We start from the raw sequence: 20,213 nt of genomic DNA on the forward strand, positions 1-20,213 counted from the left end.
AAATCGTTACGATGGAAAAATCATTCAATAGCATTGCATGGAGGGAGGCGGCGACCGGCGGGTTCTACATGGGCCTGACCTATGCGATCCTTGCGATCGCCGGTCACCTGATGCGCTCGCATACGGGCGTCGCATCGCTGGCGGGCGCGCTGGGCTTCTTTTCGATCGCCGGATTTCTCTATTTCTATTCGAGCCGGATGGCGGCCCTGCGCGGAGCCGCCGGCTTTTCGTTCGGCCAAAGCATGGCCTTCGTCCTGCGGATGTCGCTGTTCGCCGGGATTCTCGGCGGACTGGGCATGTTCGTGCTTTACAAATGGATCGACCCGGAATTTTTCCGGCAACAGATGGACCTGGCGATCGCGACCTACGTGGAAAACGGATGGGACGAGAAAGCGGTCGAGTCGGCCGGTACGATCGCGGCGAGAATGATGGGGAACCCGCTCTTCGTCGTGTTCAGCGGCGTGGGTACGATGATTATTTACGGCGGACTGCTCGGCCTGATCGTATCGTTGTTCGTCAAACGCCACGGCGACCCGTTCGCCGGTGCGAACAACGGACAAAACGGCACGACGCCCCCGCAATCCGAATAAAAACAACAGCACGATGTTAGAAAACAATCCGAACATCTCGATAGTCGTCCCGCTGTACAACGAGGAGGAATCGTTGCCCGAATTGCTCGCATGGATCGAGCGGGTGATGGCGGAGAACCGCTTCTCGTACGAAGTCATCTTCGTGGACGACGGCAGCAACGACCGCTCGTGGGAAGTGATCCGCTCGCTGCACGACGCCAATCCGTGCGTCCGGGCCATCCGGTTCAGGCGCAATTACGGGAAATCGGCCGGACTCTACTGCGGCTTCGAAGCGGCCCGGGGCGACGTCGTGATCACGATGGACGCCGATCTGCAGGACTCGCCGGACGAAATCCCGGAACTGTACCGGATGGTTACCGAAGAGGGATACGACCTGGTCAGCGGATGGAAAAAGCGCCGGTTCGATCCGGTCGGGAAGACGCTGCCGAGTAAATTCTTCAACGGCACGGCGCGACTGGCTTCCGGAATCAAGCTGCACGACTTCAACTGCGGCCTGAAAGCCTACCGCAACCAGGTGGTCAAAAGCATCGAGGTTTACGGCGAAATGCACCGGTTCATCCCGTTCCTGGCCAAGCAAGCCGGTTTCAAACGAATCGGCGAAAAGGTCGTGCATCACCGGGCCCGGAAGTACGGGGTGTCGAAATTCGGATGGGAACGGATGATCAAGGGATATCTCGACCTGATCACCGTCCTGTTCATGACCCGCTTCGGCAAAAGTCCGATGTACTTCTTCGGCGGATTGGGCACGCTGATGTTCCTGGTCGGCGGCGCGACGACCGTATGGGTCATCGCCGAAAAACTGTATAAACAGGCGCACCTGATTCCGGTGCGCGGCGCGACCGATCAACCGCTGTTCTATATAGCGATGGGGGCCGTCGTCATCGGCGTACAACTGTTCCTGGCGGGTTTCATCGGGGAACTGATCAGCCGGAATTCCGGGGACAGGAACCGCTACCTGATCGATGAAAAACTTCAAAACAAATCCGTTTCACAATGATACAACGCATTCAAACCGTATACCTGCTCCTGTCGGCGCTGCTGCTGGGGCTGATGTTCTTCCTGCCGCTGGCCCATGCGATCGGCCCGGAAAACTCGGTTTTCCGGATCATGGTCTGGGGATACGACGACCCGACGGCCAGCAGCAGTCCGATCGTCAACTCGCTGACTCTCGCAGCCACGACGCTGCTGGGCGCAACGATCGTGCTGGAGATAATCACCGTTTTCCGCTACAAAAAACGCAGGCTCCAAAAGCGCTTGTGCACGGCGCAAATCGTACTGTTGTTGCTGACGGCCGGCGTGACGGCGCTCTACCTGAAGTCGTTCGGCGAAGAAGGCTTCGGCCCCGTAGCGCTGTCGGTGACCGCGGCCTTTCCCCTCGTCGCTGCGATCCTGACCCTGCTCGCTCGCCGGGGAATCGTTAAAGACGACAAACTGGTACGATCCCTGGATCGCATCAGGTAATTCATTTGACCACTATGAAAAAAGCTTTGTTATATTGCGGAATAGCCCTGCTGACCGCCGTTCTTCCGGGATGCAAGGAGATGAAAGACGACATCGATACGCTGAAACGGCCCTACCCGACCGGCATCACGCTGCTACAGTCCGAAATCACCGTCCTGAACGGATCGACGCTGAAAGTGCCCTTCCGGGTCAACCCATCGAATTATATCGTCCAGGCGGAAGACCTCCGACTGGACGCCATCCGTTCGCAGATCACCAAAGCCTCGTACGTCACGACCATTCCCGAATGTTCGCTGGTCGGCGTAACGCCTTATAAAAACCAGGCCGGAGAGACCTGCGAAGGACAGTGGATCGCCGAGATCGAAATTCTCGACGGCGCCTACTACGGCGACATCGACTTCACGCTGGTGCTAAATTATACCGATGCGGACAACCGGCGCGTGGCGCTGACGTCCGCGACTTTCGGAAATCTGAACACGCGGATCAAACTGACCGGGGACATGGTAGACATCGACGTTTCGCCGGCCGTATCCTACGTCGAACTGAACAACACGCCGATCGCCACTTCCGTACGATTGCTGCCGTGCGCCATTTCGGAAGGCAGCGCTACGAAATTCGACATGGAGGACGCGATCGTCGACAGTTGCAAGCTCGGAGGCGAATTCGCCGGATATTTTTTCCTGACCGACAAAGACAACGCGACCTGGACGATGGAACCGATCGGACTCGACTTCCCGAAACCCGACGAAGCCTTCGTACCGGTCGATATAAACATCTACCTAACGGACCGGAACGATACGACCAACCACGTGTTGAAAACGGCTCTCGTGAAAGTTTACCAGACACGGTGCATCGCGCCTGCCATTACCCTGAAGGTTTCCGATTACGCCGAGATTACCGAAGCCAACAAAACCCTCGACATCGAAATGGGCGAGATCATGGCCGCCGTAGGCGTCACCTCGGAATTGTTCCAGCAGGTTCGTCCGCCGCTCGGATTTACCCTGACCAAGCAGTTCATGCACGAAAACGGAACGTCGGCCAGAACCCTTTTCAGGCAGAGTCTCAAATACAAGGACGACAAAGGTACGACCTCCCCGGAAGCCATGTACCTTCAACTGATCTTTTTCGCGCCGCTGGACACGGAGGATATCGGATCGTACTACATCAGCCTGAATACGCTATATTCAAGAACATTAGATCCGCAACCTACGATTGCGGCCAACATCAAGATACCGGTGATCGTCACGGAATAAAAAACGAAACGGGCGGATTAAGAAAATCCGCCCGTTTCATTTCGCCCTGTTCACCGGCCGTCAACAACCGCCCTCCTCCGGGCGGGCCGAAACGTAATTCCGCCACCGGTCGAGCACCGTCCGCATATCGTCCGGCATCTCGCTCTCGAAAAAAACATCCTTCCCGGTCGCCGGATGGATGAACCCGAGACTACGGGCATGCAATCCGTGGCGCGGCATCGTCCGGAAACAATTTTCGACGAACTGTTTGTATTTCGAGAAAGTCGTTCCTTTCAGTATCCGATCGCCGCCGTAACGTTCGTCGTTGAACAACGGATGACCGATGTATTCCATGTGCACCCGGATCTGGTGCGTACGCCCGGTTTCGAGCCGGCATTCGATCAGATTGACGTAACCGAGCCGTTCGAGCACCCGGTAATGGGTTACGGCGTGTTTGCCGCCGTCGCCGTCCGGGAAGACAGCCATTTTCAGCCGGTCGCGCACGCTGCGGCCGATATTTCCGACGACCGTGCCCTCGTCGGCCTCCATATTGCCCCACACCAGCGCATGATAGACCCGATGGATCGAATGATCGAAAAACTGTTTGGCCAGGCGCGCGTGCGCCCGTTCGTTTTTGGCAACGACGAGGATACCGGACGTATTCTTGTCGATTCGGTGCACCAAACCGGCCCGCATATCGCCGTCGCGGAACAGCGGCAGATCTTTCAGATGATAGGTCAACGCGTTGACCAGCGTTCCCGAATAGTTCCCGTGACCGGGATGCACCACCATGCCGGCCGGCTTGTTGACGATAATCAGGTCGTCGTCTTCGTAACGGATGTCCAACGGTATGTTTTCAGGAATGATCTCCACTTCCCGCAACGGATAGGGCATCACGATCGATACCCGATCCAGCGGTTTGACTTTATAACTCGACTTGACGGGCACGCCGTTCACCAGGATATTGCCGGCGTCCGCCGCCGTCTGAATCCGGTTCCGCGAAGCGCCTTCCATCCGGTTGGTCAGGAACTTGTCGATTCGCAACAGGTTCTGGCCTTTGTCGACCGTCACGCTGTAGTGTTCGTACATCTCCTCCGTCGGGTCCGCCCCGTCGGTCAGTTCGGGATCGTCCCCCAGCAAATCCTCTTCGTTCATCCGGACTGGAATATTTATTCTTCGACTTCGCTTTCCGTCGCAGCCAGGCTGTCGGCCAATTCCCGAACGGCCTTTCGAGCATCCCGGTCGGACTGCTTGCGCCCTGCATCGAGCTTCTTATCGTCGAGAGTCAGCGAGAAATTCACCTTCGTACCCAGCGTCCGGCGGCTGCCCGTGGCGGGCGACTGCGCATGAACCCGGGCGTCCACTTCGTTCAGGGCCGTAATCCCTTCGTCGCGAGTGATCTTGCCTACGTTGAAACCGGCTTCCCAAAGTCGGCTTTTCGCCTCCCGTGCCGTAAACCCGACTAGCTGCGGGATCTGCTGCACGTTTCCTCCTTCGCCCATGCCGACGACCAGCGTAACGCCCGACCCCATTTCGGTCTGCAACTTGCTGCCCGGCTGCACCACCTTACCGGCGCAACGCTCTTCCAGCACATAATTGGTCGCAATGTCGCTCTTATAGATCAGCTCCTTGATTTCCAGACCGGCCATCTCCAGGTTGTTTTTCGCCTGACGCAACGAGAATCCGGTCACATAGGGAACGGTCACCATCTTCTGATGGAACGAATTGATCGTCACGAAAATATGACGGCCGGATTTCACCCGGGCCCCGGCCGACGGGTTCTGTTCCAGGATCACGCCGCCCGGATAGGCCGGGACATACAACGAATCGTTGACCTCGATCTTCAGCGAAGCCCCCTTTCCGGCCTTGACGGCCTCCTCGACGGTCATCCCGCTGAAATCGGGAACGTCGCGCACTTGCCCGTGGCGAGTAAAAAGATTCAGCAGCAAATTCACAACGCACATAAACACGATGATCGCACAGGCAGCCAGCACCAGATTGCGCGAAATCGGATTGCCGTTGATCTTCCGGGCCAGTTTTCTCAGAAAGTCCATATCGTACGGTTAAGACGACCGGTTCGGCCGGTCAATTCCGGGTTAAATATACTACTTTTTAACCGGATTGTAAAACGTATCGCGTTCGACGGGCAGATATCCCGCATCGCGGATCAGCCGCTCCATATCGGCGGCGGTCATGGCCGGAGACTGGTCCTCGGCTCCCGCCATCGAGTAGATTTTCGTGCTGTCGTCGATCGTACCGTCCATATCGTCGGCCCCGAACGCCAGCGCGATCTGCGCCGTCGTCTTGCCGAACATCGGCCAGTAGGCTTTGATATGCGGAAAATTATCGAGGTAAACACGCGCCAGGGCCGTCATCCGCATATCTTCGACGACACTCACTTCGCCTACTTCGGACATGGAGTTGTGCCGGCTGCGGTACTTCAGCGGAATGAACGCGTTGAAGCCACCCGTTTCGTCTTGCAGCGTGCGGAGCCGGTCGAGGTGGTCGATGCGGTGTTCCCAGTTTTCGACATGCCCGTACAGGATCGTCGCATTGGTCGAAATCCCGATCCGGTGCGCTTCGCGGTGCATCGCAAGCCACGTTTCGGAACTCCCTTTCTCCGGGCAGATCCGCGCACGGATCGCTTCGTCGAAAATCTCGGCGCCGCCGCCGGGAATCGCCTCCATGCCGGCTTCCTTGAGCAATGCGAGGCCGTCGTGCGGGGTCAGTCCCGCCTTGTCGATCATATAGGCCAGTTCGATCGCCGTGAACGCCTTGACCGAAGCCTGCGGCAGAATCCGCTTTACCTTCCGGATCAGATCGGCATAATAATAGATGTCGTGTTGCGGATGCACTCCGCCGACGATGTGAATCTCGGTAGCCCCGCTATCGCGGTGCGCTTCCACCTGCGCGAGGATCTCCTCTTCCGAATAATCCCACGCGTCGGAAGCTCCCGCCGGTCGCCGGTACGAACAGAACCGGCAGTTGAAAACGCAGATATTGGTCGGCTCAATGTGGAAATTGCGGTTATAATAGACCTCGCGGCCGCTTTTACGCTCCTTGACCCGCGAGGCCAGCAACCCCAGCAGCGCCAGCGGCGCACCGGCCAACACCGACGCTTCGTCGCGGCTCAGGCGCTGCGAACGGTCGACCTTTTCGACCAGCGACTCATACTTTCCGGATAACCCAAACATGATTCCTAAAATATTTACGGTACGAAAAAAGGCTGCCAAATGCTTAGCAGCCCCTTCATTTCTCTGTCAGGAACGATTATTTCCAACGGGTGTCGTCGGAAACGGTCAACTTCTTGCGTCCTTTCGCGCGACGGGCGGCAAGCACCTTGCGACCGTTGGCAGTAGACATTCTTTCACGGAAACCGTGCTTGTTGATCTTTTTTCTCTGAGAGGGTTGAAAAGTCCTTTTCATCGCGTTTTATGTTTTTATCTATTTTTGTTTCTCTTGTCCTGCGTCCGATTCGCACGCAACGGAGTGCAAAGGTAAAACATTTTTGATTTATACAAAAACTTTTTGAGAAAAATAAGCATACCAGCGAAATAGCCGATACGGGAAATGCGCCGTCCGTCCCCTATTTCGGAAAGTAAACCACCTTTTTGGTTTCGAAAAACGGCTCGCCGAAGAAATCCGGAATATCGAACACCGTGTACGGTTTGCCCACCGCATCCAATTCGGCGTCCAGGTCGCCGCCCTTGAGGTACAGTATGCCCCCTGCCAGCGATCCGGCCTCGGCGACCGGTTCCAGCTTGTTCCACACCCAACCGACGAACGGTTTCATTTCGGTGACGGCCCGGCTGACGACGAAATCGAATTTTCCGGGCATCTGCTCGACGCGGCTGTGAACGCCTTCTACGTTCAAAATTCCCGCCGCACGGGAAATCTCCCGCACGACCCGGATCTTCTTGCCGATCGAATCGACCAGCGTGAAACGAACCTCCGGGAAAAGGATGGCCAGCGGAATCCCCGGGAAACCGCCTCCGCACCCCACGTCCAGCACCCGCGCACCGGGGTGGAACGCACACACCTTCGCGATGGCCAGCCCGTGCAGCACATGCCGCAGGTAAAGCTGGTCGATGTCCTTACGCGAAACGACGTTGATCCGGTCGTTCCATTCGCGGTACAACGCCCCGAGAGCGGCGAACCGTTCCCGCTGTACGGCCGTAAGTTCCGGAAAATATTTCAGAATGAGTTCCATGTTCTGTTTGTCATGAATTCCGCCCGTTGCCCGATCCGGCGGCAAGTCGGCCGCGCAAACCGTTCCGTCGGACAGGCGGCCTTTCGGAAAAAAGGCGAGCGTTCGATCCCGTAAAAGATTTCAAAATCACTTATCGCGCGAAAGAACGAAATCGGCGAACAAATGCAGCGAACGAAGTACGTCGGACTCCGGATAGCCTTCCAGGAAGGCCAGCGCCCGATTCCGGTATTCGGTCATGCACTGCCGCGCATACGCGATGCCGTCGCTGTCGAGCACCGCCTTGCACAGATAATCGACGTTTTTAGGCGAATTACGCACGTCGCTGAGTTTGGCGACCAGCTTCCGGCGGCGTTCGGGCGCACTCTGGTCCAGCAAACGGAGCAGCGGCAGCGTGATCTTGCGTTCGCGCATATCGCCTCCGGCCGGTTTGCCGGTCACCTCCATCGGCGAATAGTCCAGAATATCGTCCTTGATCTGAAACGCGATGCCCAGGTGATCGCCGAACTGCCTGAGAGCCGCCACGCGGTCGGCAGGCGCACCTACCGAAATCGCCCCGACCGCAGCGCAAGCTCCCAGCAGCGAAGCGGTCTTCTTATAGATGATATCGTAATAGATCGCTTCGGTCATCGCCAGTTTCTCGGTCTGTTCGGTCTGGATCAGCTCCCCCTCGCAAACTTCGTGGATCGAACGGGTCACCTCGGTCAGCATGTCCCACCCCCCGTTTTGCAAGCTCACGTGATACGTGCGGGCGAAAATATAATCGCCGATCAGCACAGCCGTGCGCGAATGCCACAGCGCATTGACCGACGGAGCGCTGCGACGCACGTAAGCCTCGTCCACCACATCGTCGTGGATCAGCGAAGCCGTATGGATCATCTCGACGAGCGAGGCTCCCATGTAGCTGCGATCGGCCACTTCGCCGTGCAACGCCGCCGACAGCAACACCAGCAACGGACGCAGTTGCTTGCCCCGGTTACTCAGGATGTAATCGGTGATGGAAGCGACGTAGCGGTTGTCGCTGTGAAGGATGGAAGCTATATACTCCTCATAGCTGCGGATTTTTCCGGCTATGGGAAGCTGTATCTCTTCGAGCGTAATTTTCCGAGTCTCTTTCATCGAACTACAAATATCCGAGATTTTTCCGAATCGTCAAAATTTAATCGGAGTTTTTACCGTATGCGACACAAACCGGATGCGGCGCGGCGCAGACAACACGAACCGCCCCGAGTCCGTTTTACAGATTAGAAGAGAAGCCCGTAAGCGTCCCGACAGGCTTTTGCGTAGGGACCGGTTGTGATTAATTGTTGATAAATGATCCGGAAATCCGGCGGAAAAACCGAAAATTTATGCTAAACTTGCATGGTTCTAAAATTTGGGGAAATCTGCGTTTATGGTAAGATCTATATTGTACTACATCCTTTTGGTTGTGTTCACGTTACTCTGTTTCATCCCGTTCGCAGTCCTGTTCTTGCTGACGGTGCTTTTCGACCGGGAACGGGTGGTGCTGCACTGGGCCTCGCGGATGTGGTCGTACGGGATTTTCAGGTTGTGCCCCTGTTGGCGCATACGGATAGAAGGCGCCGAAAAAATCGACCGCAGTCGGCCGTGGGTGATCGTCACGAACCATCAGTCGATGCTCGACATCCCGCTGATGTACGTACTGCCCACGACGTTCAAATGGGTATCGAAAAAAGAGGTGCAGAAAATGCCCGTTTTCGGTTGGGTGCTGTGGATGCACGGCGACATTCCGGTCGAACGCGGCTCGCGGGGCAGCGCCAAACAGATGCTCGAACGCTGCCGGCAGCGGTTGTCGCGCGGAACGTCGGTGATCGTCTTCCCGGAAGGGACGCGCACCAAGACGGGAGAGATCGGACGGTTCAAAGACGGGGCTTTCTTGGTGGCCAAGCATGCCGGCGTGGGCATCCAACCGGTCGTGATCGACGGCACGTGGAGCCTGAACGACGGCTGGCGGCTGCGGATGCCGCATACGTTCCGGGTAAAGGTGCTCGACGCGCTGCCTGCGGAATACGTAGCGTCGAAGGAAGCCCGCGAACTGGCCGTCGAAATGGAAAACCGGATGCGGACGGCGCACCTGCAAATGACCGGAAAACAACAATAAACGAAAAATAAAAGAGATAGGAGCACGAGAATCGACTATGGGTATGGTTGCAGATTACGGGGACGAACACATCCGGACACTGGATTGGAAAGAGCACATCCGGCGGCGGCCGGGTATGTATATCGGGAAACTCGGCGACGGAACGTCCGCCGACGACGGGATCTACATCCTGATCAAAGAGGTGCTGGACAACTCCGTAGACGAATACATGATGGGCTTCGGCAAGAGCATCGACATCACGATCGCGGACGACAAGACCGTCACCGTACGCGACTACGGACGCGGCGTGCCGCTCGGCAAACTGGTGGACGTGGCGTCGAAGATGAACACCGGCGCGAAATACGACTCGAAAGCGTTTAAAAAATCGGTCGGACTGAACGGCGTCGGCATCAAGGCGGTCAACGCGCTGTCGGACGCTTTCCTGATCCGCAGCGTGCGCGACGGCGAAGCCCGCAGCGTGCGGTTCGAGAAGGGGAACGAAATCGCGGACGTGTCCGAAAGCGGCGTCGGCGAAAAGAACGGGACGATGGTGTCGTTCCATGCCGACGAAAGCGTTTTCGGCAGCTACGACTTTCACATGGAATACGTGGAGTCGATGGTACGCAACTACACTTACCTGAACGCCGGGCTGACGATCAGGGTCAACGGGCAGGCGTTCGTCTCGAAAAACGGGCTGCTCGACCTGCTGCAGGAAAACCTCGGCGAAGAGCCGCTCTACCCGCCCGTTCACCTCAGCGGGGAGGACATCGAAGTGGTCATCACGCACGGGCACGGCTACGGCGAAACCTACTACTCGTTCGTCAACGGTCAGCATACGACGCAGGGCGGAACGCATCAGACCGCTTTCCGCGAAGGGATCGCCAAGACGATCAAGGAATTTTACAAAAAGGACTACGATGCGGCAGACGTCCGCACGTCGGTGATCGCGGCGATCAGCGTCAAAGTCGAGGAGCCGATGTTCGAATCGCAGACCAAAACGAAACTCGGTTCGAAAGAGATGGGCCCGAACGGGCCTACGGTGCGGAACTTCATCGTCGATTTTCTGAAAACGGAACTCGACAATTTCCTGCACAAACACCCGGAAACGGCCGATATCCTGCAAAAAAAAATACAGGAAAACGAAAAAGAGCGCAAGGCGATCTCGGGCATTCAGAAAAAGGCCCGAGAGATGGCCAAAAAAGTGAGCCTGAACAACAAGAAACTGCGCGACTGCCGCATCCACCTGACCGACAAGAACGACCGCGCCGAAGAGTCGATGATCTTCATCACCGAGGGTAATTCGGCCAGCGGCTCGATCACCAAATCGCGCGACGTGAATACGCAGGCCGTGTTCAGCCTCCGGGGCAAGCCGCTGAACTGCTTCGGGCTAACAAAAAAAATCGTTTACGAGAACGAGGAATTCAACCTGCTGCAGGCGGCGCTGAACATCGAGGAGGACATGGACAACCTGCGCTACAACAAGATCGTCGTGGCGACCGATGCCGACGTCGACGGGATGCACATCCGTTTGCTGCTGATGACTTTCTTCCTACAGTTCTTTCCGGAAGTGATCCGTTCGGGACACCTGTACATTTTGCAGACGCCGCTGTTCCGCGTCCGCAACCGACGGGAAACGCGCTACTGTTACAGCGAGGAAGAGCGGCAACGGGCGGTCGACCAACTGGGCCCGAACCCCGAAATCACGCGATTCAAAGGATTGGGCGAAATCTCGGCCGACGAGTTCAAAGAGTTCATCGGCGAAAACATGCGGCTCGACAAAGTGCGGCTGACCAAGGAAGACCCGGTCGCCGATCTGCTCGAATTCTACATGGGCAAGAACAGCATGGAACGCCAGGGCTTCATCATCGGCAACCTGCGGATCGAGGCCGATTACGTGGACAACCTGATTTAAACGCGATCCGGACTATTTTCAGGCAAGGAACACAACACCAGACATGAACGAAGAACAAAATATCAACAACCGCCGGGACGACCTCCCGGCCGGCGCGGAAACGGACGGAGGAAATAACGCCCGCGCCGGAAAATACGGACGTCTGACCGACGACAAACCCGACCGGCGCAAACTGACCGGCATGTACCAGGACTGGTTTCTGGATTACGCATCGTACGTGATCCTCGAACGCGCCGTGCCGCATGTCGAAGACGGGCTGAAGCCGGTGCAGCGGCGCATCCTGCACGCGATGAAGAAACTGGACGACGGCCGGTACAACAAAGTGGCGAACATCATCGGGTCGACGATGCAATACCACCCGCACGGCGACGCCTCGATCGGTGACGCGCTGGTGCAACTCGGGCAGAAAGACCTGCTGATCGACTGCCAGGGAAACTGGGGCAACGTGCTGACCGGCGACGGAGCCGCCGCCCCGCGTTACATCGAGGCGCGGCTGTCGAAATTCGCGCTGGACGTGGTGTTCAACCCGAAAGTCACCGAATGGATGCTGTCGTACGACGGGCGGAATCAGGAACCGGTAACGCTGCCTGTCAAATTCCCGCTGTTGTTGGCCCAGGGAGTCGAGGGCATCGCGGTCGGACTGGCATCGAAAATCCTGCCACATAACTTCAACGAACTGATCGACGCGAGCATCGCCTACCTCCGGGGCGGCGACTTCGAAATTTACCCGGATTTTCCGACCGGGGGGCTGGCCGACGTATCGCGCTATAACGACGGACTGCGCGGCGGAGCGGTCAAAGTGCGCGCCCGGATCAACAAGATCGACAAACGGACGCTGGCGATCACCGAAATTCCGTTCGGCACGACCACCGAGTCGATCAAGGATTCGATCATCCGCGCGAACGACAAAGGCAAGATCAAAATCAAGAAGGTCGACGACAATACGTCCGACAAGGTCGAGATCGTAATTCACGTCAGCAACGACGAGTCGTCCGACCGGACGATCGACGCGCTGTACGCGTTCACCGACTGCGAAGTGTCGATCTCGCCGAACGCCTGCGTCATCATGGACGAGAAACCTCACTTCATGGGCGTCCGCGAAATCCTGCGACGCTGCGCCGACCATACCAAAGAACTGCTCAAACGCGAGCTGGAGATCCGGATGGAAGAACTCGAACAAGATTGGCACATGTCGTCGCTCGAAAAGATCTTCATCGAGAACCGGATTTACCAGTTGATGGAAGAGTGCACCTCGCGGGAAGCGGCCTACGCCGCCGTCGGCAAGGGACTCGAACCGTTCGCCCGCCTGCTACGGCGCGAAATCACGCTCGACGACATCGTCAAACTGACCGAACTGCGAATGATCCGCATTTCGCGCTACGATGCGTTCAAAGCCGACGAACACATCCGCAACGTAGAGGACGAGATCAAGCAGGTGAAGCACGACCTGGCACACCTGATCGACTACGCGGTCGCCTACTTTACGCGGATACGCGATAAATACGGTAAAAACTGCGAGCGGAAAACCGAACTGCGCAGTTTCGACTCGATCGAAGCGACGAAAGTGGTCGTGGCGAACGCCAAGCTGTATGTCAACCGCGAAGAGGGATTTTTCGGGATCGGAGCGGCGATGCGTAAGGACGAGTTCGTCTGCGACTGCTCGGACATCGACGACGTGATCGTCATCACGAAGGAAGGCAAATACATCATCACGAAAGTGTCGGACAAGGCGTTCTTCGCGAAGAACATTTATTATATAGGTATCTTCAAGCGCAACGACGAACGGACGATCTACAACGTGCTGTACCGCGACGGGCGCAACGGGCCGGTGATGATGAAACGTTGCGCGATCAAAGGAATCACGCGCGACCGCGAATACGACATCACCAAAGGAACGCCGAAAAGCGATATCTTGTACATGAGCGTCAACCCGAACGGCGAAGCCGAAATCCTGAAGGTTTACTTCAAACCGAGGCCGAGGCTCAAAAAGCTGATCGTCGACCTGAACTTCAGCGAACTGGCGATCAAAGGGCGGCAATCGCAGGGCAACCTGTTCTCGCGCTACGCGATCCATAAGATCGTATTGAAGGAGCGCGGCGCATCGACCCTCGGCGGCGTGGACGTATGGTACGACGACGAAATCCGTCGGCTGAACACCGACGGGCGCGGCGAATTGCTCGGCGAATTCGTCGGCGACGACAAGTTGATCGTAATGACCGGCAAAGGGCTTTATTACACGGCGAACTACGACCTGGGCCTGCATTTCCCGGAGGACACGATCCGCGTCGAAAAATACGACAGCGACCGGATCTATTCGGTCGTCTATTTCGACGGAGAACAGAACTACTACTACGTCAAGCGGTTCAATGCCGAATCGAGCGACAACAAAATGCAGAATTTCGTCGAAGACACCGCCGGATCGTACATGGTGGCGATCAACAGCGACACCTATCCGCAGTTGCAGGTCGTTTACGGCGGACACAACGCCGGGCGGCCCGACGACACGATCGACGTCGACGAGTTCATCGGAGTGAAGAGCCACCGGGCGAAAGGGAAACGAGTCACGACGCTCGACGTGGATAAAATCGTATTCGCCGAACCGCTCGACAAGGAACCGCGGCCGGAGGAGACGCCCGGACGTCCGGACGACGAAAACGGAGCGGAAGAGACTTCCGGAAAGACCGGGAAGACCGCGCCGGAACGCAGCAGCGCGCCCGACGCCGGCGGTGCCGGCAAAACCGCTCCCCCGAAAAATTACGTCGCGGGGGATACCGTCGAGTTCGACATCGCCGCCGAAGAAGAACAGCAGCAGAACACCAAACAGATGAACCTGTTCGGGGAAGAATAATGTAAAACCGATCCGAAAGATGCTGATATTTTTAGTGGGATACATGGGCTGCGGCAAAAGCACGATCGGCCGGACACTGGCAAAACAACTCGGCGTCCGGTTTCTGGATATGGATACGCTGCTCGAACAGCGCTGCGGCAAAAGCGTTGCCGAAATCTTCACAGAAACAGGCGAAACCGGATTCCGGCAGTCCGAACGCGAAGTGCTGGCCGAGCTGACCTCCGAACGGGAGGCCATCGTGGCGACCGGCGGCGGCGCGCCGTGTTTCTTCGACAACATGGAAACGATGAACCGCGCGGGACTGACGGTCTATTTCAAAATGAGTCCCGAGAAACTGGCCGGGCGCCTCGAACACGGCAAGGCGAAACGGCCGCTGCTGCGCGACAAAAGCGAAGAAGAATTGATCGGTTTTATCCGCGAAAATGTCGCAAAACGCGAAAAGTACTACATGCAGGCAAAGCTGATCATCGACTGCGACGGAGTCCGGGACGACTACATCGCACATCACATCGCCGAATACATCGAAACGAAAAAAGAGCAGTAAATCCGATGAAAAACCTGTTTTACCTCCTGATTCTGGCCGCCGTGACGGGATGCTCCCCGTCGGGTTCGCAGCTTTCGTGGCGACAAGAGACTTTCGGACACAGCACTTTCACCGCAGACAGCGATTATGTCGAAGTGAGCTATCCGGTTGCGGCGGGAGGGCGAAGCGCCGATTCGATCAATCGGAAAATCGCCGACCGAATTAAAACCGGTTTCGGCCTGACGGACGAAGAATACGCCCGAATGACGCCGCAGCAGGCGACCGACTCGCTATTGGCGCGCAAAAACCGCGATCCGCAGACCGCCCGTCTTCCTTACGACTTGCGTTTCCACGGAGAGATCCGTCAATGCGGTAAGGTAACGTCGTTGCGGTGCACCGTCTATACCCTGACCGGCGGGGCGCACGGTTTGCTGACCAACCTGTTTTTCAATTTCGATACGGAAAGCGGAAAGCCGCTGGATAAAGCCGATCTGTTTTCCGATACCGCCGGACTGCAACGGCTGAACCGGCAATATTTCGCGAAGCACCTTTCGGACGCAGCTCTGAGCGAAGACGCTTTGTTTGTTGGAACGGATCAATTACCTTTGCCGGAAAATGTGGGCATCGACAGCAGCGGCGTGACCATGCTGTACAATCCGTACGAGGTGGCTCCTTACGCGATCGGAACGATCGAATACCGGATTCCGTACGAACAGGCCGAGCCGCTGTTGAAACGGATCGCCCGCCGGTAGCGACCGCGCGGCCGGACGACATAAAAACGAATAAACATTAAACCCTATAACGATGATCCTGTTTTTCAAGAAAGACGATACCGTATATGCCGTTCAGGCGACGACGGAATTTTCTGCGGAAGAGATATCCCGGCTGCAATGGCTTTTCGGCGGAGCCGAACACCTCGGGGCCGAAAGCCTCGAAGGTATTTTCATCGGCCCGCGCCGCGAAATGATTACGCCGTGGAGTACCAACGCCGTCGAAATCACGCAGAACATGGGCCTGCACGGCATCCTGCGGATTGAGGAATTCGACGAAGCGCAGGACGAAAACGCCGCGTTCGACCCGATGCTGAAGCGGAAATACCATACGATCGACCAGCAGGTATTCACGATCAGCAAGCAGCCCGATCCGGTAGTTTACATCGACGACATCGCCGCTTACAACAAACAGGAAGGGCTGGCGCTCAGCGAAGAAGAGATCGCCTACCTGGAGGACGTCAGCCGGCGCGTAGGGCGTAAGCTGACCGATAGCGAGGTATTCGGTTTCTCGCAGGTCAACTCGGAACACTGTCGCCACAAGATTTTCAACGGACAATTCGTCATCGACGGCGAGGAGAAGGACACGACCCTTTTCGGGCTGATCCGCAAAACCACGAACGAGCACCCCGGCCGCGTCGTTTCGGCCTACAAAGACAACTGCGCCTTCCTACAAGGCCCGAAGGCCGAACAGTTCGCCCCTGCGACCCACGACACGTCGGACTATTTCGAGATCAAGGAGTTCGAGAGCGTCATTTCGATCAAGGCCGAAACGCACAACTTCCCGACGACCGTCGAGCCGTTCAACGGCGCGGCGACCGGAACCGGCGGCGAGATCCGCGACCGGATCGCCGGCGGCAAGGGGGCGTTCCCGGTAGCCGGAACGGCCGTTTACATGACGGCTTACCCGCGGCTGGACGGCGGACGCGAATGGGAAAAGCAGACCGAAGCCCGCGAGTGGCTGTACCAGACCCCCGAAGACATCCTGATCAAAGCGTCGAACGGCGCGTCGGATTTCGGCAATAAATTCGGGCAGCCGCTGATCTGCGGCAGCCTGCAAACATTCGAACACTTCGAGAACGGCAAGAAATACGGATTCGACAAAGTCATCATGCAGGCCGGCGGCGTAGGCTACGGCCGCAAACAGGACAGCATCAAGGACGAACCGCACGCGGGCGACAAGGTCGTGCTGCTCGGCGGCGACAACTACCGCATCGGCATGGGCGGCGGAGCCGTTTCGTCGGTGGCAACCGGCGAATACGCCGGAGCGATCGAGCTGAACGCCGTGCAGCGTTCGAACCCGGAGATGCAGAAACGGGTTTACAATGCGATCCGGGCCGTATCGGAAGAGGAGATGAACCCGGTCATCTCGATCCACGACCACGGCGCGGGCGGCCACCTGAACTGCCTGAGCGAATTGGTCGAAGCGACCGGCGGCCGAATCGACATGGATCAACTGCCGATCGGCGACCCCACGCTCAGCGCCAAAGAGATCGTCGGCAACGAATCGCAGGAACGCATGGGACTCGTGATGAAGGAAGAACACATCGGGAAACTGCGCCGCATCGCGGAACGCGAACGCGCCCCGTTCTACGTAATCGGCGAAGCGACCGGCGACATGCAGTTCACGTTCGTCAACCATAAAACCGGCGAAAAACCGATCGACCTGAAGTTGGAAGACATGTTCGGCAAGGCGCCGCGCACGGTGCTGAACGACCGCACGGTCGAAGAAACGTTCGAAGAGCCGGCATACCGGGCCGGCAACCTGGTGAAATACCTCGAAAACGTGCTGCAGCTCGAAGCCGTAGCCTGCAAGGACTGGCTGACCAACAAGGTCGACCGGTCGGTGACCGGCCGGATCGCGATGCAGCAGACCGCCGGCAGCATCCAGCTTCCGCTGAACGACTGCGCGGTAGTAGCGCTCGACTACCAGGGAACGCACGGCATCGCCACGGCGCTCGGGCACGCTCCGGCGGCGGCGCTGGCCAATGCGCCGAAAGGATCGGTGCTGGCGATCACCGAAGCGCTGACCAACATCGTGTTCGCGCCGATCGACGGCGGGCTGTCGTCGGTATCGCTGAGCGCAAACTGGATGTGGCCGTGCAAGAATCCGGGCGAGGACGCGCGGCTCTATTCGGCCGTACAAGCGGCCAGCGACTACGCGCTGGCGCTCGGAATCAACATTCCGACCGGCAAGGATTCGCTGTCGATGACGCAGAAATACCGCGACGGCGAACTGGTATACGCGCCCGGTACGGTGATCATCACGTCGGCGGCCGAAGTATCCGATGTCAAAAAAGCGGTATCGCCGGCGCTGAAACACCGACGCAGCCAATTGGTATATGTCGATATGAGCCGCTCGGCTTTTGGTCTGGGCGGCAGCAGCCTGGCGCAAACGCTCGGCAGCGTCGGCATGGAAGTGCCGACCGTACAGTCCGCCGATTATTTCTCGAAAGCGTTCGCGGCGGTACAAGGTCTGATCGCCGAAGACAAGGTGCTGGCCGGACACGACGTATCGGCCGGCGGTCTGATCACGGCGCTGCTCGAAATGACCTTTGCGGATAACACGAGCGGCATGGATCTGAGTTTCGCGGCGCTCGGCGAACGCGACATCGTACGGTTGTTGTTCAGCGAAAAACCGGCGCTGGTGCTGCAGGTCGAAAACGGCGTGGAGGTCTGCGAAGACTTGAAATTCGCCGGCGTCGACGCCTATGTAATCGGGGACGTCAACCAGGAGCGCCGGTTCGCGTTCATGCACGACGGACTGGAAATGTCGCTGCTGGTGAATGATCTGCGCGACACATGGTTCAAGACCTCGTACCTGCTCGACCGCCGTCAGAGCGGCCCGCAGAAAGCGGCGCAGCGTTTTGCAAACTACAAGAACCAGGAACTCGTCTATAAATTCCCGGAAAACTTCACCGGGAAACTGTCGCAGTGGGAACTCGAAGCGAGCCGCCGCAAACCGTCGGGCATCCGGGCCGCCATCATCCGCGAAAAAGGGATCAACGGCGACCGCGAAATGGCATGGTGCATGCACCTGGCCGGTATGGACGTAAAAGACGTGCATATGACCGACTTGATCGCAGGGCGCGAAACGCTCGAAGACGTGAACCTGATCGTATTTACCGGCGGATTCTCGAACTCGGACGTACTCGGATCGGCCAAAGGCTGGGCCGGAGCGTTCCTGTACAACGAAAAGGCGAAAAAAGCGCTGGACAAGTTCTTCGCGCGTCCCGACACACTGTCGCTCGGCGTCTGCAACGGCTGCCAGTTGATGGTCGAACTGGGGCTGATCACGCCGGCGCACGAGGAAAAACCCCAAATGCTGCACAACGACTCGCACAAGTTCGAGTCGGCCTTCCTCGGCGTACAGATCGAACCGAACGACTCGGTAATGCTGAAATCGCTGTCGGGTAGCCGGCTGGGTATCTGGGTAGCGCACGGCGAAGGAAAATTCCGGCTGCCGTACGAAGAGAGCTGCTACAACATCCCGGTGCGCTACCTTTATCCCGAGTATCCGGCCAACCCGAACGGCAGCGATTACAACGCGGCCGCCATCTGTTCGGTCGACGGCCGTCACCTGGCGATCATGCCGCACCTGGAACGGGCGATACGCCCGTGGAACTGGGCATACTATCCGGAAGAGCGCACCGAAGACGAAGTGACGCCGTGGATCGAGGCATTCGTCAACGCACGCCGGTGGATCGAACGTAAAAAAGGAGAGACGCGCAATGAATAACGCACCGATCGGGGTTTTCGACTCGGGATTGGGCGGATTGACCGTGTGGAGGGAGCTTTACCGGAAACTGCCGCACGAATCGCTGATCTACTACGGCGACGGGAAAAACTGTCCGTACGGAGACAAAAACCGCGAAGAGGTGACCGCTTACGTCGATCTGGCCGTCAGGCGGCTGATCGACCGAGGCGTCAAACTGATCGTCGTCGCCTGCAACGCCGCGACGGCGATGGCGATCGATCACCTGAGGCGGAACTACGCGCTGCCGCTGGTCGGGCTCGAACCGGCCGTAAAGCCGGCGGCGATGGCATCGCGCAGCGGAGTGATCGGAATTCTGGCGACGGCGGCGACGCTGAACGGCCGTCTGTTCCGCGAAACGTCGCAACGCTATGCCGACCGGGTGAAAATCCTGACGCAGGTCGGGGAAGGTTTCGTCGAACTGGTCGAAAGCAACCGCGAGCAAACGCCCGAAGCGCTGGCACGGGTCGACAAACTGCTCCGCCCGATGCTCGATGCCGGAGCCGACCAAATCGTACTCGGCTGCACGCACTACCCTTTCCTGGCGGCGGCCATGCGCCGGGTAATCGGGGAACGGCGGGTCGACCTGGTGAATCCGGCGGCGGCGATCGAACGGCAGGCCGAGGCCCTGCTGCGGCGATTCGACCTGCAGGCGGAGCCGGAGCATACCCCGCAGTACGATTTTATGACCAGCGCCGACGAAACGTACCGGCAGCGGTTGATCGCCAAAAGCGAGCAGGTACGGACGATGGACATCGATTAAAAAACGCCGGAGCATCCGGCGCGGATAATAAAAACCTGAAAACGGGTTGCAA

At 57.8% G+C, this 20,213-nt stretch carries 17 protein-coding genes; 11 read left to right on the forward strand and 6 right to left on the reverse strand.

Going from position 1 to position 20,213, the window contains the following annotated elements:
• Positions 1-11: 11 nt before the first annotated feature.
• The 4 genes from PGR91_RS00175 to PGR91_RS00190 are packed head-to-tail and all read left to right on the forward strand — an operon-like array spanning position 12 to position 3,304.
• Positions 12-590 carry a DUF4199 domain-containing protein gene (locus PGR91_RS00175; protein WP_055202160.1) on the forward strand — a complete coding sequence of 193 codons (579 nt, stop codon included), beginning with the start codon at positions 12-14 and terminating at the stop codon, positions 588-590.
• A 13-nt stretch (positions 591-603) separates the two neighbouring features.
• Entirely contained in the window at positions 604-1,587 is a 984-nt protein-coding gene (locus PGR91_RS00180; RefSeq protein WP_118657121.1) for a glycosyltransferase family 2 protein, read from the forward strand.
• Positions 1,584-2,051: a DUF4293 domain-containing protein gene (locus PGR91_RS00185; RefSeq protein WP_118457710.1), complete on the forward strand. Its 468-nt coding sequence runs from the start codon at positions 1,584-1,586 to the stop codon at positions 2,049-2,051. The genes PGR91_RS00180 and PGR91_RS00185 overlap by 4 nt, the downstream gene beginning before the upstream one ends.
• Before the next feature lie 14 nt (positions 2,052-2,065).
• Positions 2,066-3,304, forward strand: coding sequence for a hypothetical protein (locus tag PGR91_RS00190; protein ID WP_118657119.1), 1,239 nt, complete (start codon positions 2,066-2,068; stop codon positions 3,302-3,304).
• A 60-nt stretch (positions 3,305-3,364) separates the two neighbouring features.
• On the opposite strand, the gene PGR91_RS00195 is transcribed toward PGR91_RS00190, so the two are convergent.
• The 6 genes from PGR91_RS00195 to PGR91_RS00220 form a co-directional block, all read right to left on the reverse strand.
• Positions 3,365-4,438, reverse strand: a complete 1,074-nt coding sequence (locus tag PGR91_RS00195; RefSeq protein WP_118657117.1) for an RluA family pseudouridine synthase — start codon at positions 4,436-4,438, stop codon at positions 3,365-3,367.
• A gap of 14 nt (positions 4,439-4,452) precedes the next feature.
• Complete coding sequence (locus PGR91_RS00200; protein ID WP_118657115.1) at positions 4,453-5,337, reverse strand: PASTA domain-containing protein; 885 nt, start codon at positions 5,335-5,337, stop codon at positions 4,453-4,455.
• Between the two features lie 51 nt (positions 5,338-5,388).
• Positions 5,389-6,477 (reverse strand): CofH family radical SAM protein, encoded by a 1,089-nt coding sequence (locus PGR91_RS00205; RefSeq protein ID WP_118657113.1) that lies wholly within the window; start codon positions 6,475-6,477, stop codon positions 5,389-5,391.
• Positions 6,478-6,553: 76 nt separating this feature from the next.
• Positions 6,554-6,709: a 50S ribosomal protein L34 gene (gene rpmH / locus PGR91_RS00210; protein WP_055202174.1), complete on the reverse strand. Its 156-nt coding sequence runs from the start codon at positions 6,707-6,709 to the stop codon at positions 6,554-6,556.
• Positions 6,710-6,869: 160 nt separating this feature from the next.
• Entirely contained in the window at positions 6,870-7,493 is a 624-nt protein-coding gene (gene rsmG / locus PGR91_RS00215; protein ID WP_118657111.1) for a 16S rRNA (guanine(527)-N(7))-methyltransferase RsmG, read from the reverse strand.
• A 126-nt stretch (positions 7,494-7,619) separates the two neighbouring features.
• On the reverse strand, positions 7,620-8,609 hold the full coding sequence (locus PGR91_RS00220; RefSeq protein ID WP_055202178.1) for a polyprenyl synthetase family protein: 990 nt from the start codon (positions 8,607-8,609) through the stop codon (positions 7,620-7,622).
• Between the two features lie 274 nt (positions 8,610-8,883).
• On the opposite strand from PGR91_RS00220, the gene PGR91_RS00225 reads away from it, so the two are divergent.
• The 7 genes from PGR91_RS00225 to murI are packed head-to-tail and all read left to right on the forward strand — an operon-like array spanning position 8,884 to position 20,161.
• The gene (locus tag PGR91_RS00225) at positions 8,884-9,612 is read left to right on the forward strand and encodes a lysophospholipid acyltransferase family protein (protein WP_055203475.1); all 729 of its coding nucleotides are present in this window, start codon (positions 8,884-8,886) and stop codon (positions 9,610-9,612) included.
• 37 nt (positions 9,613-9,649) lie between these two features.
• A complete protein-coding gene (locus tag PGR91_RS00230; RefSeq protein WP_118657109.1) occupies positions 9,650-11,503 on the forward strand; it encodes a DNA topoisomerase IV subunit B in 1,854 nt (617 codons plus the stop codon).
• Between the two features lie 43 nt (positions 11,504-11,546).
• Positions 11,547-14,351, forward strand: a complete 2,805-nt coding sequence (locus tag PGR91_RS00235) for a DNA gyrase/topoisomerase IV subunit A (RefSeq protein ID WP_118657107.1) — start codon at positions 11,547-11,549, stop codon at positions 14,349-14,351.
• 19 nt (positions 14,352-14,370) lie between these two features.
• The gene (locus tag PGR91_RS00240; RefSeq protein WP_055202182.1) at positions 14,371-14,895 is read left to right on the forward strand and encodes a shikimate kinase; all 525 of its coding nucleotides are present in this window, start codon (positions 14,371-14,373) and stop codon (positions 14,893-14,895) included.
• Between the two features lie 5 nt (positions 14,896-14,900).
• Positions 14,901-15,626: a DUF3298 and DUF4163 domain-containing protein gene (locus PGR91_RS00245; RefSeq protein WP_101571439.1), complete on the forward strand. Its 726-nt coding sequence runs from the start codon at positions 14,901-14,903 to the stop codon at positions 15,624-15,626.
• A gap of 52 nt (positions 15,627-15,678) precedes the next feature.
• Positions 15,679-19,383: a phosphoribosylformylglycinamidine synthase gene (gene purL, locus PGR91_RS00250; protein ID WP_118657106.1), complete on the forward strand. Its 3,705-nt coding sequence runs from the start codon at positions 15,679-15,681 to the stop codon at positions 19,381-19,383.
• Positions 19,376-20,161, forward strand: coding sequence for a glutamate racemase (gene murI / locus PGR91_RS00255; protein WP_118657104.1), 786 nt, complete (start codon positions 19,376-19,378; stop codon positions 20,159-20,161). The genes purL and murI overlap by 8 nt, the downstream gene beginning before the upstream one ends.
• Positions 20,162-20,213 lie beyond the last annotated feature (52 nt).

Origin of the sequence: Candidatus Alistipes pullistercoris, assembly GCF_027665465.1 — a bacterium.
GTDB lineage: Bacteria > Bacteroidota > Bacteroidia > Bacteroidales > Rikenellaceae > Alistipes_A > Alistipes_A hominis.

What these genes read in the sequence shown, in the direction of transcription:
- PGR91_RS00225 (WP_055203475.1), top strand. Translation starts at nt 8,884, where the DNA reads ATGGTAAGATCTATATTGTACTACATCCTTTTGGTTGTGTTCACGTTA.
- PGR91_RS00235 (WP_118657107.1), top strand. Translation starts at nt 11,547, where the DNA reads ATGAACGAAGAACAAAATATCAACAACCGCCGGGACGACCTCCCGGCC.
- PGR91_RS00190 (WP_118657119.1), top strand. Translation starts at nt 2,066, where the DNA reads ATGAAAAAAGCTTTGTTATATTGCGGAATAGCCCTGCTGACCGCCGTT.
- PGR91_RS00195 (WP_118657117.1), bottom strand. Translation starts at nt 4,438, where the DNA reads ATGAACGAAGAGGATTTGCTGGGGGACGATCCCGAACTGACCGACGGG.
- rpmH (WP_055202174.1), bottom strand. Translation starts at nt 6,709, where the DNA reads ATGAAAAGGACTTTTCAACCCTCTCAGAGAAAAAAGATCAACAAGCAC.
- PGR91_RS00220 (WP_055202178.1), bottom strand. Translation starts at nt 8,609, where the DNA reads ATGAAAGAGACTCGGAAAATTACGCTCGAAGAGATACAGCTTCCCATA.
- PGR91_RS00230 (WP_118657109.1), top strand. Translation starts at nt 9,650, where the DNA reads ATGGGTATGGTTGCAGATTACGGGGACGAACACATCCGGACACTGGAT.
- PGR91_RS00245 (WP_101571439.1), top strand. Translation starts at nt 14,901, where the DNA reads ATGAAAAACCTGTTTTACCTCCTGATTCTGGCCGCCGTGACGGGATGC.
- PGR91_RS00175 (WP_055202160.1), top strand. Translation starts at nt 12, where the DNA reads ATGGAAAAATCATTCAATAGCATTGCATGGAGGGAGGCGGCGACCGGC.
- PGR91_RS00200 (WP_118657115.1), bottom strand. Translation starts at nt 5,337, where the DNA reads ATGGACTTTCTGAGAAAACTGGCCCGGAAGATCAACGGCAATCCGATT.
- murI (WP_118657104.1), top strand. Translation starts at nt 19,376, where the DNA reads ATGAATAACGCACCGATCGGGGTTTTCGACTCGGGATTGGGCGGATTG.
- PGR91_RS00185 (WP_118457710.1), top strand. Translation starts at nt 1,584, where the DNA reads ATGATACAACGCATTCAAACCGTATACCTGCTCCTGTCGGCGCTGCTG.
- PGR91_RS00205 (WP_118657113.1), bottom strand. Translation starts at nt 6,477, where the DNA reads ATGTTTGGGTTATCCGGAAAGTATGAGTCGCTGGTCGAAAAGGTCGAC.
- PGR91_RS00240 (WP_055202182.1), top strand. Translation starts at nt 14,371, where the DNA reads ATGCTGATATTTTTAGTGGGATACATGGGCTGCGGCAAAAGCACGATC.
- rsmG (WP_118657111.1), bottom strand. Translation starts at nt 7,493, where the DNA reads ATGGAACTCATTCTGAAATATTTTCCGGAACTTACGGCCGTACAGCGG.
- PGR91_RS00180 (WP_118657121.1), top strand. Translation starts at nt 604, where the DNA reads ATGTTAGAAAACAATCCGAACATCTCGATAGTCGTCCCGCTGTACAAC.
- purL (WP_118657106.1), top strand. Translation starts at nt 15,679, where the DNA reads ATGATCCTGTTTTTCAAGAAAGACGATACCGTATATGCCGTTCAGGCG.